The following is a 16269-nucleotide window of genomic DNA, read 5'->3' on the forward strand; positions in this document are numbered from 1 at the left end:
CGGGATCAGAACACGGTGCCGGCGGCCATCGCGAGATGCTCGACGATTGGACCAAGGGCGAGAGCGGGGAAGAAGGTGAGGCCGCCGATGATCAGGATGACGCCGACGACGAGACCGACGAACAGCCCGCCCGTAGTCGGGAACGTGCCGGCCGAGGGCGGGATCGACTTCTTCGCGGCGAGCGAGCCGGCGATCGCCATCGCCGGGACGATCATGAAGAAGCGGCCGACGAACATCGAGGACGCGAGCGTGAGGTTGTAGAAGAAGGTGTTGCCGGTGAGGCCGCCGAAGGCCGAGCCGTTGTTGGCGGTCGCCGAGGTGTAGGCGTAGAGCACCTCGGTGAAGCCGTGCGGACCGGCATTGGCCATCGAGGCAACTGCCGAGGGCAGCACCACGGCGACCGCGGTCCAGCCGAGATACATCAGCGGCAGCACCAGGATCGCCAGCATCGCCATCTTGACCTCGCGCGCCTCGATCTTCTTGCCGACATATTCCGGCGTGCGCCCGACCATCAGGCCGGCGACGAAGATCGCGAGCACGACGAACAGCAGCATGCCGTAGAGGCCGGCGCCGACGCCACCGACGATGATCTCGCCGAGCTGCATGTTGATGAGCGGGATCATGCCGCCGAGCGCGGTGAAGCTGTCATGCATCGCATTGACCGCGCCGCAGGAGGCGGCCGTCGTGACGACGGCGAACAGTGACGACGCGACGATGCCGAAGCGGACCTCCTTGCCCTCCATGTTGCCGCCGGTCAGGCCGAGCGCGTTGAGCACATTGCTGCCGCTGGCCTCGGCCCAATAGGTGACGGACACGCCGGCGATGAACAGCACGCCCATCACCGCGAGGATCGCCCAGCCCTGGCGCTGGTTGCCGACCATGCGCCCGAACACGTTGGTGAGCGCAGCGCCGAGCGCGAAGATCGAGAGCATCTGGATGAAGTTCGACAGCGCGTTCGGGTTCTCGAACGGATGCGCGGCGTTGGCATTGAAGAAGCCGCCGCCATTGGTGCCGAGCATCTTGATCGCGACCTGCGAGGCCACCGGGCCGACCGCGATGGTCTGCTTCGCCCCTTCCAGCGTGGTCGCCTCGACATAGGGCCCGAGCGTCTGCGGGATGCCCTGCCAGACGAGGAACAGCGTGTAGACGATGCAGAGCGGCAGCAGCACATAGAGCGTGCATCTGACGACATCGACCCAGAAATTGCCGACGGTCCGCGCCGAGGCGCGTGAGAAGCCGCGGATCAGCGCAATCGCGAGCACGATGCCGGTTGCGGCCGACAGGAAGTTCTGGTGCGTGAGGCCGAGCATCTGCACGAGATAGGAGACCGTGCTCTCACCGCCGTAGTTCTGCCAATTGGTGTTGGTGAGGAAGCTGATCGCGGTGTTGAACGACAGATCTTCGGCTACCGCCGACTGCCCGGCCGGATTGAACGGCAGCACGGCCTGCAAGCGCATCACGCCGTAGATGATCAGGAAGCCGCCGACGTGGAACAGCAGCATCGCGGCCGTGTAGGTCAGCCAATGCTGCTCGCGCCGCTCATCGACGCCGCCGATCCAATAGATCGCGGATTCGACCGGCCGCAGCACCGGCGAGAGGAAGGTGCGCTCGCCATTGAAGACGCGCGTCATGTACCAGCCGAGCGGCTTGGCGAGCGCGACGATGACGGCGCAAAAGAGCAGGATCTGGATCCAGCCGATCACAGTCATGGGATGTGTCCTTGAAGGCGCGACAGCCGGCGGTCAGAACCGCTCGGGCCGCAGCAGCGCATAGGTGAGATAGAACAGAAGGCCGAGCGACACGGCGCCGGCGAGCGAATAGTCGAAGATCATGGCCCGTCTCCTAGAGTCGCTCGCAGGCATAGGTGTAGCCGATCGCCAAGGCGAAGAAGCCGGCGGCCAGCGCCAGCATCAGGATGTCCAGCATGGTGTGCTCCTCATGCGCGCGAAAGACGCGCAATGCGTGGAGCGGCCGCGAGCGCCGGTGCAGCCACGGTCCGTTCCATGGCGGACAGATGGCATCGGGCCTCGTAGGTTTTCGAGACGGCACCACCGGCTGAGTTATAGGAATCTCATAAAGACCGCGGCATTCCCCGGGCAAAATCGCCCGGCTGCGGGCCTCGTCCGCATATGAGCGGCCGCACGGCGGAGGCGTCTTTATGCGCCGCTTATTTCTCTCAGCCCCCGCCCCTCTCGCATTCCTACGGCGCCGTCGGCCACATTGCCGGTCAGGGCCCACCGGGCCAACGCTCACTGACGACGGGAGGCCAGCATGGCTGCCTTGACGACACGACCGGATGTGCCGGAGCCGGCACAGATCGCGCAGACCACCACGGCGATGCTGGCGGCTTTGCTTGACGACGACGAGGGAGTCTCACCCTTGTCGGCGCGCGGGCGGCGCCGGCTTCGGATCGCACGATTCCTGGAGGTCGAGGCGCGGATCGATGCCGCGCTCGAGCTGATCGCGCTGCAACTGCCGGGATGGCAGCTCCGCCGCATCGCCTATGATGACGGCGAATGGCACTGCGCATTGTCGCAACAGCGCGAATTGCCGGACTGGCTCGATCGTTGCGCTGAAGCCCGCCACAGCGATCTCGCCCTCGCCATTCTCCACGCCGCGGCCGAAGCCCGCCGTCTCGAGCCGAGCGTCTCGCAGCCTGACGCAAGGCGCGGCATCACGACGGAGCCGGCGGTCGCCGACCTGCTCTGCTGCGACAATTTCTGAGCCGCCGTCATTGCCGCGATGTTGCTTTCCGCTGACAAGGCCACGGAGCTTCCGGCCGCCAGGGTGCTGCTTCGATTTCTGCTACGAATGTTGGTCCTCATCCTGTTCGCCGCGTTCGGCAGCATCGGCTTCGGTCGCAGCCTCGCTGCCCTGCTCTGGATGACGACGATCCTGTGTGCCGTGCTCGCGATGCTGCGTCGGGAGCGCGTGTTCGCCGCGAGCCTGAACCATTGGGACGAGATGATCGGCTACACCGCGCTCTATTGCGCGGTGATGGCGCTGATCCAGCCGTCCGGAAACTAAGCGCCCTTACACCGCTCTTATGCGATCGCACGCGGCGCCATCTCGAATTCCTACCCCTCGCCTTCGATATTGCCGTCCATGAGCGCCGATCGTTCCGACCGGCCTGCTCACACCACAACAAGGAACAGTCCCGTGAAAAGTCTCGAACCCCCATCGTGCAGCATGCCGGCCCCCGCGCTCGTCTTCATCGGCAAGAACGGCCGTGGCCAGTGGGTCGCCCAGGAGCAGAATGGGCTCTATGGCGGCCTGTTCGTGAGCCGTGCCGAGGCGATGAAATATGCGCTGTTCGAGAACGGCCACCATCCGGAAACCATCGTCGAGCTCGCGCGCACGATCGAGCTCGATGCCGATGGCCGGCTTGCTCCGATCGGTCTGCTGTTCGCGAGCGGAAGGCGACCGGTCGCATGAGCGATGCGCTCAGGATGCAGCCTGGATCGGCCGCACGCTGGCTCGCCAGCACCATCGCGGACATTCCAACCCCGTTCGATGCCAATGGTGCGCTCGACCGCCCGGCGCTCGCCAGACTGTGCGAGCGGCAGATCGAAGCGGGCGCCAGCGCGATCCTGGTCTGCGAGACCGCAGGCGAAGCATCTACGCTCACCGCGGCAGAGCGCGAACAGGTCATTCGCACGGCAGTGACGGCGGCCGCCAATAGGGTCCACGTCATCGCCGGAGCAGGATCCAACGCGACGCTCCAGGCCGTGCAGAACACCCGCCAGGCGGCAGCCGCCGGCGCGGATGCGATCATGTCGGTGGTCCCTTACTACAACCGACCTACGGCAGAGGGAATCTACGCGCATTTCCGCGCCGTCGGCGACGCGACGGCGCTGCCGGTCATTCTGCACGATTGCCCGTCGCGCACGGGACGCGCACTGCCCGACGATACACTGGTGCGCCTTGCGCGGTGGGCGCAATTCGTCGGCCTGCGTGACGGCACCGGCGATATCGGACGGACCGTACATCTGCGATCGCGGCTTCCGGTCGGCTTCCGCCTGCTATCAGGCGACGATGCGACGGCGGTGCCGTTCGCAGCCGCCGGAGGCGACGGCAACATCTCGCTGGTGGCCAACGTCGCACCGCAGCTCTGCGGCGCGCTTTTCGCCTATTGTCAGCGCGCCCGCTGGAGCGCTGCGCGACGGCTGCATCATCAGTTGCTGCCGCTGATCGAGGCATTCAGCCGCGATACGCCGGCCGCAGTCAAATACGCGCTCAGTCTCCAGGGGCTCATCGCCGCCGGCGTTCGTCTGCCATTGACAGCTTTGGACTCTCCCACGATGGCAGCCGTCATGCAGGCCATGACGCTGCTCAGCGCTCACACCGCAGCCGCGTCACGGAGGCAAGAGGTCCGGTGTTGAGAGGGCCCACCGCGCGGTGCCGCGAGGACCGATCGTTCAGAAGCTCCCTTTGTCGTCAACAATCTGCGGCGACCGCGGCCGGACTCTCGCATCACCCGGCAGCGACGGAGACGCCACGGAACTGCGCCGACAGAGCAGCTCGTTGCGCAAGCGCCGCAGCTTGGCCGCGGCGATCGCGGCATGAATGGTCCTGAAGATGCCGCGCAGCGTCTTGATTGGATGCGGCCGCCGGATGGCTCTCAGGCCGATAGCGCCGCGGGCTTCGCGAAACAGGTCAACCGCGCTCATGTCCATTCTCCGTCGGGCCGGCGCCAGATCCGGCCCGCAAGGCGGAAGATGGAGCCCAGCAGCGTAGGAATGCGAGAGAGGCCGAATTCGTCTCGTATAGGAAATCAATAAGTGCAAGGAGGTTCGGCGCTTTCGCGGTAAGCGAGCTTCCACCTAGCGGCCGCGCAGCACCGCGCAAAAAAAGGGGCGGCCGATCCGGCCGCCCCGTTTGTATCATCGTCGATCGGTCAGAAGATCTTGACCGCGCTTTCCAACGTCTTCCAAACGCCCCAGGCCAGCGGCACGCCGACGAAGGCCCAGAACAGGGCGGCCTTGACGTCGAGGCCGCCCTTGCCGATGCCGAACGACCCGTGCTGGATCGCCGACTCGTTCTTGGCGAGCTCCGCCTGGTACTTCGCGACTTCGTCCGCGCTCATGTTCCACTTGTCATCGACGGGCTTGATCAGGAAGTTGCAGATCAGGCCGGCGAGCAGCATGGCGCAGAGGATATACATCGTCGTGTTGTACAGCTGGTCGCGCGGCACGCCGGCGGCGAGCTGGAACTCGCGGATGTAGTTGACGACCACCGGACCGATGATGCCGGCCGTCGCCCACGCGGTCAGCAGCCGGCCGTGGATGGCACCGACGAACTGGGTGCCGAACAGGTCGGCCAGATAGGCAGGTACGGTCGCGAAGCCGCCGCCATACATCGAGAGGATGATGGCGAAGGCCCCCACGAAGAGCAGCTTGGACCCCATCGCTGCGAAGGTCGGCGCCAGCGCATAGAGCACGATGCCGATCAGGAAGAAGCAGTAATAGGTGTTCTTGCGGCCGATGTGATCCGAAAGCGACGCCCAGAAGAAGCGGCCGCCGATGTTGAACAACGACAACAGGCCGGCAAAGCCTGCCGCGATGCCCGCGATCGCGGCCTTCTGACCGGCGTCGAGCTGGTTGAAGCTGACGTCGGGCAGACCGATCAGCTTGCCGGCGAAGATCTCCTGCAGCATCGGCGAGGCCATGCCGATCACGCCGATGCCTGCCGACACGTTCAAGCAGAGCACCCACCAGACCAGCCAGAACTGCGGAGTCTTGTGCGCGTTGTCGAGATGCACATGGTGCTCCGAGATCATTGCCTTCTTGACAGCAGGCGGCGTCCAGCCTTCGGGCTGCCAGCCGACCGGAGCGACGCGATAGGCAAAGGCACCGATCATCATGAAGACGAAGTAGATCACGCCCATCGTGACGAAAGTCTCCCAGACACCCACCGAGGTCGGGGTCTTGAAGTAGTTCATCAGCAGGTTGGCGAGCGGAGCACCGATCATCGCGCCGCCGCCGAAGCCCATGATGGCCATGCCGGTCGCCATGCCGCGCCGGTCCGGGAACCATTTCACCAGGGTCGACACCGGCGAGATGTAGCCGAGGCCGAGGCCGATGCCGCCGATGACGCCGGCGCCGACCCACATCATCCAGAGCTGGTGCACATAGATGCCAAGCGCTGCGATCAGCAGGCCGCCACCCCAGCAGCAGGCCGCAACGGCACCCGCCTTGCGCGGTCCGGCCCGCTCGAGCCAGCCACCCCAGACCGCCGCGGAGCCACCCAGCAGTACGAAGAACAGGGTGTACATCCAGCCAAGGCTTGCGACCTTCCAGTCGCAGGTCGTCGTGAACAGCTCCTGCACCAGGGTCATGTCCGGGCAGGCCTGGGTCTTGGTCACGCCGATCGCGCGCGACAGCGGCAGCCAGAACACCGAGAAGCCATACGCCATGCCGATGCACAGATGGATGCACAGCGCAGCCGGAGGAACCAGCCAGCGGTTGAACCCCGCCTTGGCGACCGTGTGCTCACGATCGAAGATCCCCGCTTGCGAGCCCGGGAGCGTGCCCGCGCTTTCAATGGTAGCCATGCATTCCTCCCCTACGGACTCCCGTCCAACGCAACAACGTCATGTTCTGTCCCCTTGATCAGAATCAATACGCCCACTCACCCCGCCCGCTATCGCGTACCAGAGCAGTCCCGCAACGCACAAACGCTCATCATTGGCTCGATGCGCATAACACCCCACCCGAGACGTTATGCCCTCATCTTTGTGCCGCTGTTCTGCCTGGCCCGCTCCCCAGCGGGCATGACTCGTCTCCCGCAACCTCCGCGGAAGCGTCTCAATTGGTGCAGAACTGAGGCAAATTGTCGATAGTAAAATGGTAATAATCGGTCGATCTTCGTGGATTGATCGCACTGCAGCGGGAATGTGTTGCTAACAAACACACAAATTCACGTGCAACCAACGCGACCGCCACTCACGGCTGTAGCCACATTGCTCTCGATTACTTTCCGGACGCGTCACGACCATTCCTGATGGAATCAACTAATGAGATGTCCGGGCGATCAGCGACGGGACACGGCTTAAGGCCGCATGCGCGCGCTCGCGGAAACGTGAAGAAGAAGCAACTTGTCCTTGCCTGGCGACAGCGTCGCAAGCCTGGACTGAGAACGCGGCATTGTTGTGAGCTCGGGTTGACGCCGCTGCGACGATAGGAAGCAGCACGATCCCTTGACACATCGATGCGTCGAGATCGCACGCACGAACTACGTAGTTCGAGCAACCTGCAGCAGAGGATGTTCACCGCCGCACGGGTCATCCGGCCGGTCCCGCCGCCTTCTCGATCCGAAACAGAATGCCGCGCTCGGTGCGATCGACGCTCTCCACCCGATCTCCGGTCTCCCGTACCAGATTCGGGATGTCGATCACCGCAAGCGGGTCGGTACAGCACACTTCGAGCCGCTCTCCCGCCTTGAGCGTCCGTAATGCCTTCCGGGTCTTCAGCACCGGCAGTGGGCACTTCAGGCCCGTCAGATCCAGCCTCGTCATCATCATGTGCGCGACCATGGCCAAGCGGTTCCGGCACGTCAACCGGGCCGCACCATCACGGGAACCCTGAACTGGGTTCCTGGGATGCCAGGAACACTGGCGTTGCGAACTCGCGCGAGTTCCATCACGGAACACCAAGTTTGTCGCACAACGCCAGAACGTCCGCCAGCGGCATCGCGAGATGGCGGACGAGCGCCGCGATCGCCGGGATATCGTCGAGATGAACGCGCGGCAGCACGGTCTCGACATCGCCGTCGCTGGCGAGCCCGACGATGCCTGGATCATCGGGAAACAGCAGCGGCTTGCCGTTGGCTGTGCGATGCACCTCGATGCGGCGATGCGGCCCGGCCTTGTAGCCTTCGATGACGACCAGATCGACGGGAGACAATTTCGCCAGAAGCTCCGCGAGTGCCGGCTCCCTTGCGCCGCGCAGCTCGTGCATCAGCGCCCAGCGCGTGCCCGACGCGACGAGGACCTCCTCGGCGCCAGCCTCGCGATGCCGCCACGAATCCTTGCCGGGAACGTCGACGTCGAACTTGTGATGGGCATGCTTGATCACCGAGACGCGCAGTCCCTGCCCCTTGAGATGAGGAATCAGCCGCGTCAGCAGCGTGGTCTTGCCGGCGCCGCTCCAGCCGGCGAGGCCGATGACTTTCATCGCGGTCTCCAGAAAAGCCCCGGCGCTTTCGCACAGCCAGGAGCGCGGAATCGATCGATGGCCCGAAGGCCGGGTGGAACGCCATGTCCACGCTTCGCGCTGTCATGCCAGCAGCCCCGCGGACCAGGCAAGGCCCGTAAGCGAGGGGCATGCCGGTGCGTGCGGCCGCCCCGCAGACTCAAATGGTGGATCGTGCGCGCCAACGCTGACGCCCTGGCAGCAGTCGTGGTAACGAACCCGCGATGACAGCCATGACCTCGACTTCGATCCCCGGCGTGCTGCTCGCCGGCGGTCGCGCGCAGCGGATGGGCGGCGGCGACAAGCCGTTGCGCATGGTCGACGGCCGCACCATCCTGGAGCGCGTGATCGCGCGGCTGGCGCCGCAGTGCAGCCGGCTGATCCTCAATGCCAATGGCGACCCCGCGCGCTTCGCAGGCAACGGCCTGACAGTCGTGCCGGATGGTGTCGTCGGCTTTCCGGGCCCGCTCGCCGGCATTCTCGCCGGCCTCGACTGGGTTGCGGCGCACATGCCGGAGGCGCGGTGGATGCTGAGCGCCGCCGGCGACTGTCCATTCCTGCCGCGTGATCTGGTCGCACGGCTGGCGACAGCGCGGGCGGCGGAGCAGGCCGAACTGGCGTTGGCGGCGTCCGGCGGACAGATCCACCCAGTGATCGGGCTGTGGCCGGTCGGGCTGCGCGAGGACCTTCGCCACGCCCTGGTCGCGGAGGACATCCGGAAGGTCACCCGCTTCACGGCGCGCTACAAGGTCGCGACCGTGCGCTGGCCGTCGGTTCCGCTGGATCCGTTCTTCAATGCCAATACCGCGCTCGACCTCGCCGAGGCGGAGCGGCTCGCAGCTCTCGAGGATTGAGGACGCCTGATGGACGCGACAACCATGGTCCGCCGCGCCGTGCTCGCCGTTGCCGTGCTCAATCTCGGATATTTCGGCATCGAGTTCGCCGTGGCGTTGGCGATCGGCTCGGTGTCGCTGTTCGCCGACAGCGTCGACTTTCTGGAAGATGCCTCGGTCAACATCCTGATTGCGCTGGCGCTGCGCTGGAGCCCGCCGCGGCGGGCGCTGCTCGGCAAGGTGCTGGCGCTGATCCTGCTGGCGCCGGCGATCGCCGGACTGTGGACCGCCGGCGAGAAGTTCTTCACGCCGATCGTGCCCGCGCCGCTGCCGCTCACCGTGACCGGCCTCGGCGCGCTGATCGTCAATCTCGGCTGCGCGCTGATCCTGGCGCGGGTCAGGGACCACCGGGGCAGCCTGACCCGCGCCGCCTTCCTGTCCGCACGCAACGACGCCTTCGCCAACATCGCGATCATCGCGGTCGGTCTCGTGACCGCCTTTGTGTGGCCCTCGATCTGGCCCGACCTGATCGTGGGCGTCGGCATCGCACTGATGAACGCCGACGCCGCACGCGAGGTGTGGGAGGCTGCGCACGAGGAGCAGAAGACCGCCAAGGCCTGAACGGCCGAGGAGCCCGCGCGCGTGAGCGACGACCTCGCTGCTTGCGGCATTGCAGCGCACAGGATCGCTCCACCGCTCCGCCGTCCGGCATGATTGACGGCCGCCCTGGATTGATTGCAGATAGGCGGACCGGCCGGCAGAGCCGGAACAAACAACGGCATCATGCCGGTATCGGTGGAGGACTGATTGCAACTCAGCTGTTTGAAGCGGGCGGCGTGGGCCGCAGCCGCGCTGCTGGTCACGACCGCCGCGCAGGCCGAGATCTCCGACAACGTCGTCAAGATCGGCGTGCTCAGCGACATGAACGGCCCGGCCTCGACGCCGACCGGACAAGGGTCCGTCACCGCGGCGCAGATGGCGGTCGATGATTTCGGCGGCAAGGTTCTGGACAAGCCGATCAGCGTCATCGTCGGCGATCATCAGCTCAAGCCCGACATCGGCGCGGCGATCGCGCGCCGCTGGTACGACACCGAGCAGGTCGATCTCATCGTCGACGTGCCCGTCTCCGCGGTGGGCCTCGCGGTGCAGACCATCGCCACCGAGAAGAAGAAGCTGTTCATCACCCAGTCGACCGGTTCCGCCGATTTCCACGGCAAGTTCTGCTCGCCCTACGCGATGCAATGGGTGTTCGACACCCGCGCACTCGCCACCGGCACGGCGAAGGAGGTCGTCAAGCGCGGCGGCGACAGCTGGTTCTTCATCACCGACGACTACGCTTTCGGCCATTCGCTGGAGCGCGACGCGTCGAGCGTCGTCACCGCCAATGGCGGCAAGGTCGTGGGCGCGGTGCGGCCGCCATTCGCGACGCCGGATCTGTCGTCCTTCATCCTGCAGGCGCAGGCCTCCAAGGCCAAGATCATCGGCATCGCCGCCGGCCCGCCCAACAACATGAACGAGATCAAGACCGCATCCGAGTTCGGCCTGCTCAAGGGCGGACAGCAGATGGCGGCTTTGCTCGCGCTGGTCACCGACATCCATTCGCTCGGCCTGCCGGCGGCGCAGGGGCTCTTGCTCACCACCTCGTTCTACTGGGACATGGACGACAAGACGCGGGAATGGTCGAAGCGATATTTCGCCAAGATGAACCGGATGCCGACGATGTGGCAGGCCGGCGTCTATTCCGCAGTCATGCACTATCTCAACGCCATCAAGGCGGCGGGCAGCGACGATCCGCTCGCGGTCGCCGCGAAGATGCGGGACACGCCGGTCGAGGACTTCTTCGCCCGCAACGGCAAGCTGCGCGCCGACAATCTCATGGTGCACGATCTCGTGCTGGCGCAGGTGAAATCGCCGGAGGAGAGCAAATATCCGTGGGACTACTACAAAATCCTCGCGACCATCAAAGGCGATGACGCGTTCGGCCCGCCCGATCCGGCGTGTCCGCTGATCAAGAAGTGATGGCGCCGCAACGATGAAGGCATCGTCCCGTCGAACGCCGGCGTTCGACGGGACGACAGCGGTTCACTTGGCAACGCCAATCTCTTTCAAATATCGCATCACGCCTGGATGGATCAGTGCGAGATCGGGCGCTGCCGCAACGGTGGTAGCGGCCGTGGTCTCGCAGGCCTGCGCCAGCGTCCTGCACAGCGCGGCTTCCGCGCCATGCAGCGTCTTCGCCAGCCGGTAGGCAACGTCGTCGGGCAAGGTCTCGCGCACCAGCACGAAGCTCCATGACCCGATCGAATCGATCGCCGCGTCCTGCCCGGCATAGCTGCCGGCAGGCACCGTCAGGGCCTTGAGGAAACCGTGCTTCGCCCTGACCTGCGCGATCTCCTCGGCGGACGGCGCGATGAAGCGGGCACCGCCCGGCGCCTTGGCCATCGCCGCGAAGCCGGGCCAGCCGATGCCGGCGCCCCACAGCGCCGCGGCGCGCCCGTCCTGCACCATGGCCGGGCCGTCGCCAGCACGGTCGAGATAGATCGCCTTGAAGTCCTGGTCCTGCTGCAGGCCGAGCCCGTCGAGCATGTAGCGCGACATGATCGGCAGGCCCGAGCCCTTGGCGCCGAACACCACCGTCTGGCCGACGAGATCGCGGATGCTGCGATAAGGACTGTCGGCGCGCACCACGAACAGGCCCGGGCTGGAAAGATCGCGGTCAGGATCTTGAGCCGCGTCTTGGGGCGGTCGATGCCCATGAAGGCCTGGTAGGCCGGCTCGCCGGCGACGAGGCCGAGATCGAGCTCACCCTGCTCCAGCAGCGGAATGTTCTCGTTGCTGCCCTTGGTGTTGCGCGTGACGATCGCAAGCCCGGCATCGGCGTCATTCAGGGCCTTGGCAAAGGCATCGCCATAGAGCGGAAAGCCGCCGCCTGGCGTCGCGGTCCCGAGACTGATCGTGAGCTTGCTGATGGCGTTCCCTCCCTGCTGCGCTGCGGCGGCGCTGGACACCAGCGCAACGGCAAGGCCGAGCATTCGCAACGACGTCATGAGCCTGCCTTTCCCTGCCTGCGCGTCCGACACAAGCTTGTATGCAAGCGTGCAGATCTATGGAAGCATGTCGCCAAAGACGACGACAAGAACTTCGGGAGGACGAGATGAAGTGGGCGCGCACGTTCCTGGCCGGCCTGGTGGTCACGGCATGCCTGGCGATACAACCGGCCGCGGCGGCCTACCCCGACCGTCCGATCCGCTGGCTGATCGGCTTTGCACCGGGCGGGCCGGTCGACATCGTCGCGCGCATCATGGCGCAGTGGCTGTCCGATCGGCTCGGCCAGCAGGTGGTGGTCGAGAACCGCACCGGCTCGGGCGGCAACATCGCCGCAGCCGCCGCGATCAACGCGCCGCCGGATGGCTATACGCTGCTGTTCGTCGCGCCGAACAACGCGATCAGCACCTCGCTGTACAAGAAGCTGCCCTACGACTTCATCCGCGACACCGTGCCGGTCGCCAGCATCATGCAGCTCACCAACATGCTGGTGGTCAGCAACGACGTGCCGGCCAAGTCGGTGAAGGAGTTCATCGACTATTGCAAGGCGAACCCCGGCAAGATCGCCTTCGCCTCCTCCGGCAACGGCACCTCGGTGCACATGGCGGCCGAGCTGTTCAAGGCGATGACCAAATGCGACATGCTGCACGTGCCCTATCGCGGCTCGGCGCTGGCGTTCCCGGACATCATCTCCAACAAGGTGCAGTTGATCTTCGACAATCTGCCGACGGCGCTGGAGCAGGCGCGCGGCGGCAGCGTGCGCGCGCTCGGCGTCACCTCGCCGCAGCGCTGGCCGACGGTGCCGGACGTCCCGGCGATCGCCGAGACCGTGCCGGGCTACGAATCGGTTGGCTTCTACGGCATCTCGGCGCCCAAGGGCACGCCGCCTGAGATCGTCGAGATTCTCAACAAGGCGGTCGGCGAGGCGCTGAAGGACCCCAAGCTGGTGGCACGGCTCACCGAAACCGGCGGCATCCCGCGCGCGATGACGCCGGCGGAGTTCGGCAAGCTGGTCGTCGACGAGACCGAGAAGTGGCGCAAGGTGGTGGAATTCGCCGGGGTTTCGGTGGACTAGCGTCGCGGCGGGCCGAGACCGGGCCGGCGGCGACGGCGGCGCGCCAAAACGATCCGGTAGCGGCATTGCCGGATGGCTGGCCAGGCTGTAAACGGAGCCCGAACCGTCGTTGGGGTTCCCACGCCGCGCCGGACAGGCCCGCTCCTGCCCGCCGCCAGCAAGACCTCCGCGCCGCGGGGCCTGTAGCTCAATGGTTAGAGCCGACCGCTCATAACGGTCTGGTTGCAGGTTCGAGTCCTGCCGGGCCCACTCGCAAAGTCAATAGTTTACGGCTTGCGGGCCAAGTGCCTCTCCAGGTCAACCACTGTTTCGACCACCGATACGTTCTGCTTGCGGTCCTTTGACGTAATCGCGGCCGCGGCCTCGCGCATGTAATCCGGATGATGATGGCCATATGTGTCGAGCAGTACCTTGACCGACATTCCGAGAAAACCTGAGGCCTGCCAGGGGTCGGCGCGCCTCTACATGAGCCGCGTCGCTGCCGTGTGGCGCAGCGTGTGCGGCGAGATATTCCCCTCCCTCAGCGACAGCCCTGACAACCGCACCGCGGTCGCAAATCCAGTTTTGACGGATTTCACCGGCTGGCCGTTCCATTCGACGAAGTGCGAACGCACTGCGCCGCGCCGCGTCCAGCGCCGCATGTGCGCCAAAAGCCGTCCTGGTATCGGTACTGGAGGCTGCCGCTTGTTAGTCGCTCGCTTGCCCTCCGCGAGGCGATAGAAGATCCCCCGATCGAGATCGACGAATGACCGGCCTCCGTCGCGCTCAGGCGAAGCCGACGCGATGGCCCCAGCGCGCGTACCAGTGTACAACCCGATCAGCAAGAAACGGGCGATATGGCGCAGCGGCCGCCGGCTCGGAGAATTCCTCCATGCGGCGACTGGCCAACTGCGAGCAAGGAAGTCGTTGCCGGGATGGAGACCTGCTCGGCCCAACGCCGGATGCGGTCAACCTACCTTGCTCATGACGTTGACCAGATCGGCATCGGCAGGCGCGTCGGCAGGAACCAGGGTCGGAGAGGTCGCACGTTGTGGCCGCACGGACTGAGCCGTGGCGACAACGCTCGAGCGGCCGACGATGATGTGGGCGGTGATGACAGCCGGAACGCCGAGCCCGAACGCAATGTGGACCGTGCTGATCCAGGGCCGAAGCGCTTCGGATCCGACGTAGTAGAGCCCGAACGCCGTCGCGATGAGCAGACCATACATCGCGAGGCTGACGATACCGGTCGCTCGATTCTTCCCGGCACGCCACGCGCGCTGGACGTGCACGGGACCGAGCGCCCCAAGCAGCATCAGCGTCACCATTGCAGTTCCGCCATGCATGCTCAGCAGGAATGCGGCGGCCTGCTGCCACATCTCGCTGTCCAGCTCCGTGCGGGTCTTCATCTGATCGGCATAGATCCACAGCGCCCCGCTGGCGAACAAGAGTCCGAGAATTCCGTAGAGGGCGAACCGAAACAAGCCTTTAAGCCGCATGCTGGTGAACTCCTTGCCAGTCCGGTGTCGTATGAATGGCGCCGTTCGCCGCAATCAACATCGCGCTCGCCTGGAAGCGCGCCAGTGGCGCCGCAGCCTGTTGGCCAGCCACCATCACGACCTTGGTGAGGGCGTCGGCAACCATGCAGGTTGGCGCGCTCACGGTGGCGCCGTGGGCCACCCCTGTGGGCAGCCGGGTCGAAGGCGTGACGACCGCTGTATCCATTGTTTCCATCGATCGAAACGGGTCGAAGCGGCGCGCCGACGACGCGAGCGCCCCATTGCTTACTTCGACCTGGCACAAAAGCCTGTCTGGGAAACGCGGGTCGCGGATGTGGACGATGCGAGCATCGGGCCCGAAGGCGGCGAGGTCCCCACCTGCATTGACCATTGCGGAGCGCACGCCGCGGCTCTGCAACGCCGCGATCGCGCGGTCCACGGCGAACCCCTTGGCGATGCCGCCGAGATCGATCTTGACGGCGGAATCGCGGAAACGGACGCGGTCGTCGGCGAGCAACTCGATCGCAGTCGACTGCGGGACATCCGCTTGCGCCGTCGAGCCCACAGACGGCCTTCCCGCGCCGGCGCCGGCGACGGCAACGTCGAAGGCGCCGTCGGAGTGATGGGTCACATCGAGCGCCATCTTCAGCACGGCGTAGGTCCAGGAATGCACATTCACGACGCCGCTCGATGCCGCGCGGTTCAGCCGCGACACGTCGCTGTCGGGATCGTGGAAACTCATCAGCCGATGCACGTCGGTCACCGCGGAAAACGCAGCTTCAACGGCATTCTCCGCATCGCAGCGGTGTGCATCCGTGACGTCGATCTCGACGAATGTCCCGAGCAGAGCCCGTGCTCGTCGAAGGTTAGCGGAAGTGGCTGGCATGATACGACAGCACCTTCTTAACGCCCTCGGTCAAGTGGGTCGAGGACAGCGTGGCGCCCGAGATGTTGCGAATGTCGGAGTTGATGCGAAGCTCGTTCTGACTGCTCTTGCCGACGAACTGACCGAGCCAGCTGGCATCGTGCACCTCGCCGCCATAGGATTCGCGATAGTTCAGAATGTCGACGCGACGCACCCGCCCGTCGGGTCCGACGGCAACCGTGTAGTCAATCAGGAGGTGCTTGCCGACGACGTGATCGTAATAGAAGTAGCCGCCATTGCTCGCCTTCCATACCCTGCCCGGCTGGACTTCGGAAAAGCTGGCTCCCGGAAAAGCGGCCTTCTGCGCCTCTTCGACGCTCATGTACTGAATGGCATGGGCCGGTGCGGCGATCGACATGACGGCCACTGCGGGCGCCGTCCATTTCAACCAATCGCTCATCTCGTCCACCTCAACTTTGTTTCCATGGTACGCCCTCCCTCGCCGAACGCATTTTCGTCTTCTCAGGGCATCAATCGCTGTCAACCTCTCCTGCGAAGCCGTCTAAACGGCAGCAGCGACGCTCCGAACCATCCAGTTCAGTGCGACAATGAACCCGAGCGATCGATCACACTTTGCCTCGGCAACAGCCCTACCCGTTCGCGGGTCTGCCTCCGTTCTTGCGACGTTCGCAACCAAGCGCGCTGCAAATGGCTCCGAATGTCAGTCGAGAGAGTAGTGTTTCGATTGCGGCGAATTGCCACGTCGATGTTGGCGATTTGC

General features: G+C 65.3%; 17 protein-coding genes, 1 tRNA gene and 2 pseudogenes. 9 read left to right on the forward strand and 11 right to left on the reverse strand.

Annotated elements, in window-relative coordinates; genetic code table 11:
• Nucleotides 1–5 precede the first annotated feature (5 nt).
• Complete coding sequence (kdpA, locus tag QX126_RS15565) at nt 6–1709, reverse strand: potassium-transporting ATPase subunit KdpA (protein WP_315782053.1); 1704 nt, start codon at nt 1707–1709, stop codon at nt 6–8.
• Between the two features lie 33 nt (nt 1710–1742).
• A complete protein-coding gene (locus QX126_RS15570) occupies nt 1743–1832 on the reverse strand; it encodes a K(+)-transporting ATPase subunit F (protein WP_018454042.1) in 90 nt (29 codons plus the stop codon).
• A 439-nt stretch (nt 1833–2271) separates the two neighbouring features.
• On the opposite strand from QX126_RS15570, the gene QX126_RS15575 reads away from it, so the two are divergent.
• From QX126_RS15575 to dapA, 4 genes are all read left to right on the forward strand, one after another.
• Complete coding sequence (locus QX126_RS15575; RefSeq protein WP_315782055.1) at nt 2272–2724, forward strand: hypothetical protein; 453 nt, start codon at nt 2272–2274, stop codon at nt 2722–2724.
• Nucleotides 2725–2742: 18 nt separating this feature from the next.
• Nucleotides 2743–3027, forward strand: a complete 285-nt coding sequence (locus QX126_RS15580) for a hypothetical protein (RefSeq protein WP_315782057.1) — start codon at nt 2743–2745, stop codon at nt 3025–3027.
• A gap of 132 nt (nt 3028–3159) precedes the next feature.
• Complete coding sequence (locus QX126_RS15585) at nt 3160–3435, forward strand: hypothetical protein (RefSeq protein WP_315775897.1); 276 nt, start codon at nt 3160–3162, stop codon at nt 3433–3435.
• On the forward strand, nt 3432–4382 hold the full coding sequence (gene dapA / locus QX126_RS15590; protein WP_315782059.1) for a 4-hydroxy-tetrahydrodipicolinate synthase: 951 nt from the start codon (nt 3432–3434) through the stop codon (nt 4380–4382). Before QX126_RS15585 ends, dapA begins: the two co-directional genes overlap by 4 nt.
• Before the next feature lie 36 nt (nt 4383–4418).
• On the opposite strand, the gene QX126_RS15595 is transcribed toward dapA, so the two are convergent.
• The 4 genes from QX126_RS15595 to mobB form a co-directional block, all read right to left on the reverse strand.
• The gene (locus QX126_RS15595; protein WP_315782061.1) at nt 4419–4676 is read right to left on the reverse strand and encodes a hypothetical protein; all 258 of its coding nucleotides are present in this window, start codon (nt 4674–4676) and stop codon (nt 4419–4421) included.
• Between the two features lie 221 nt (nt 4677–4897).
• On the reverse strand, nt 4898–6553 hold the full coding sequence (locus QX126_RS15600) for an OFA family MFS transporter (protein ID WP_315771955.1): 1656 nt from the start codon (nt 6551–6553) through the stop codon (nt 4898–4900).
• Nucleotides 6554–7282: 729 nt separating this feature from the next.
• Nucleotides 7283–7522, reverse strand: a complete 240-nt coding sequence (locus tag QX126_RS15605) for a sulfurtransferase TusA family protein (RefSeq protein ID WP_315738740.1) — start codon at nt 7520–7522, stop codon at nt 7283–7285.
• 118 nt (nt 7523–7640) lie between these two features.
• Nucleotides 7641–8174 (reverse strand): molybdopterin-guanine dinucleotide biosynthesis protein B, encoded by a 534-nt coding sequence (mobB, locus tag QX126_RS15610; RefSeq protein WP_315782063.1) that lies wholly within the window; start codon nt 8172–8174, stop codon nt 7641–7643.
• A 242-nt stretch (nt 8175–8416) separates the two neighbouring features.
• Here mobB and mobA point away from each other — a divergent pair, with 242 nt between their 5' ends.
• From mobA to QX126_RS15625, 3 genes are all read left to right on the forward strand, one after another.
• A complete protein-coding gene (gene mobA, locus QX126_RS15615) occupies nt 8417–9046 on the forward strand; it encodes a molybdenum cofactor guanylyltransferase MobA (RefSeq protein ID WP_315782065.1) in 630 nt (209 codons plus the stop codon).
• A gap of 9 nt (nt 9047–9055) precedes the next feature.
• Nucleotides 9056–9646, forward strand: a complete 591-nt coding sequence (locus QX126_RS15620; RefSeq protein WP_315775891.1) for a cation transporter — start codon at nt 9056–9058, stop codon at nt 9644–9646.
• A gap of 186 nt (nt 9647–9832) precedes the next feature.
• Nucleotides 9833–11044, forward strand: coding sequence for an ABC transporter substrate-binding protein (locus QX126_RS15625; protein ID WP_315738686.1), 1212 nt, complete (start codon nt 9833–9835; stop codon nt 11042–11044).
• A gap of 63 nt (nt 11045–11107) precedes the next feature.
• On the opposite strand, the pseudogene QX126_RS15630 reads toward QX126_RS15625, so the two are convergent.
• Nucleotides 11108–12057, reverse strand: a pseudogene (locus QX126_RS15630) (TAXI family TRAP transporter solute-binding subunit).
• A gap of 122 nt (nt 12058–12179) precedes the next feature.
• On the opposite strand from QX126_RS15630, the gene QX126_RS15635 reads away from it, so the two are divergent.
• Entirely contained in the window at nt 12180–13145 is a 966-nt protein-coding gene (locus QX126_RS15635) for a tripartite tricarboxylate transporter substrate binding protein (RefSeq protein WP_315782067.1), read from the forward strand.
• A 176-nt stretch (nt 13146–13321) separates the two neighbouring features.
• Nucleotides 13322–13394, forward strand: a tRNA-Ile gene (locus QX126_RS15640).
• A gap of 17 nt (nt 13395–13411) precedes the next feature.
• Here QX126_RS15640 and QX126_RS15645 read toward each other — a convergent pair.
• From QX126_RS15645 to QX126_RS15660, 4 genes and pseudogenes are all read right to left on the reverse strand, one after another.
• Nucleotides 13412–13999 (reverse strand): annotated as a pseudogene (locus QX126_RS15645) (tyrosine-type recombinase/integrase); the annotation flags it as partial.
• A gap of 93 nt (nt 14000–14092) precedes the next feature.
• The gene (locus QX126_RS15650; RefSeq protein WP_315775888.1) at nt 14093–14623 is read right to left on the reverse strand and encodes a hypothetical protein; all 531 of its coding nucleotides are present in this window, start codon (nt 14621–14623) and stop codon (nt 14093–14095) included.
• Complete coding sequence (locus QX126_RS15655) at nt 14613–15509, reverse strand: FAD:protein FMN transferase (RefSeq protein ID WP_315782069.1); 897 nt, start codon at nt 15507–15509, stop codon at nt 14613–14615. Before QX126_RS15655 ends, QX126_RS15650 begins: the two co-directional genes overlap by 11 nt.
• On the reverse strand, nt 15490–15948 hold the full coding sequence (locus QX126_RS15660) for an FMN-binding protein (protein WP_315715594.1): 459 nt from the start codon (nt 15946–15948) through the stop codon (nt 15490–15492). The genes QX126_RS15655 and QX126_RS15660 overlap by 20 nt, the downstream gene beginning before the upstream one ends.
• Nucleotides 15949–16269 lie beyond the last annotated feature (321 nt).

This window comes from Bradyrhizobium sp. SZCCHNPS1003, assembly GCF_032381555.1.
Classification (GTDB): Bacteria; Pseudomonadota; Alphaproteobacteria; order Rhizobiales; family Xanthobacteraceae; genus Bradyrhizobium.

What these genes read in the sequence shown, in the direction of transcription:
- kdpA (WP_315782053.1), bottom strand. Translation starts at nt 1,709, where the DNA reads ATGACTGTGATCGGCTGGATCCAGATCCTGCTCTTTTGCGCCGTCATC.
- QX126_RS15570 (WP_018454042.1), bottom strand. Translation starts at nt 1,832, where the DNA reads ATGATCTTCGACTATTCGCTCGCCGGCGCCGTGTCGCTCGGCCTTCTG.
- QX126_RS15575 (WP_315782055.1), top strand. Translation starts at nt 2,272, where the DNA reads ATGGCTGCCTTGACGACACGACCGGATGTGCCGGAGCCGGCACAGATC.
- QX126_RS15580 (WP_315782057.1), top strand. Translation starts at nt 2,743, where the DNA reads ATGTTGCTTTCCGCTGACAAGGCCACGGAGCTTCCGGCCGCCAGGGTG.
- dapA (WP_315782059.1), top strand. Translation starts at nt 3,432, where the DNA reads ATGAGCGATGCGCTCAGGATGCAGCCTGGATCGGCCGCACGCTGGCTC.
- QX126_RS15595 (WP_315782061.1), bottom strand. Translation starts at nt 4,676, where the DNA reads ATGGACATGAGCGCGGTTGACCTGTTTCGCGAAGCCCGCGGCGCTATC.
- QX126_RS15600 (WP_315771955.1), bottom strand. Translation starts at nt 6,553, where the DNA reads ATGGCTACCATTGAAAGCGCGGGCACGCTCCCGGGCTCGCAAGCGGGG.
- QX126_RS15605 (WP_315738740.1), bottom strand. Translation starts at nt 7,522, where the DNA reads ATGATGATGACGAGGCTGGATCTGACGGGCCTGAAGTGCCCACTGCCG.
- mobB (WP_315782063.1), bottom strand. Translation starts at nt 8,174, where the DNA reads ATGAAAGTCATCGGCCTCGCCGGCTGGAGCGGCGCCGGCAAGACCACG.
- mobA (WP_315782065.1), top strand. Translation starts at nt 8,417, where the DNA reads ATGACAGCCATGACCTCGACTTCGATCCCCGGCGTGCTGCTCGCCGGC.
- QX126_RS15620 (WP_315775891.1), top strand. Translation starts at nt 9,056, where the DNA reads ATGGACGCGACAACCATGGTCCGCCGCGCCGTGCTCGCCGTTGCCGTG.
- QX126_RS15635 (WP_315782067.1), top strand. Translation starts at nt 12,180, where the DNA reads ATGAAGTGGGCGCGCACGTTCCTGGCCGGCCTGGTGGTCACGGCATGC.
- QX126_RS15650 (WP_315775888.1), bottom strand. Translation starts at nt 14,623, where the DNA reads ATGCGGCTTAAAGGCTTGTTTCGGTTCGCCCTCTACGGAATTCTCGGA.
- QX126_RS15655 (WP_315782069.1), bottom strand. Translation starts at nt 15,509, where the DNA reads ATGCCAGCCACTTCCGCTAACCTTCGACGAGCACGGGCTCTGCTCGGG.
- QX126_RS15660 (WP_315715594.1), bottom strand. Translation starts at nt 15,948, where the DNA reads ATGAGCGATTGGTTGAAATGGACGGCGCCCGCAGTGGCCGTCATGTCG.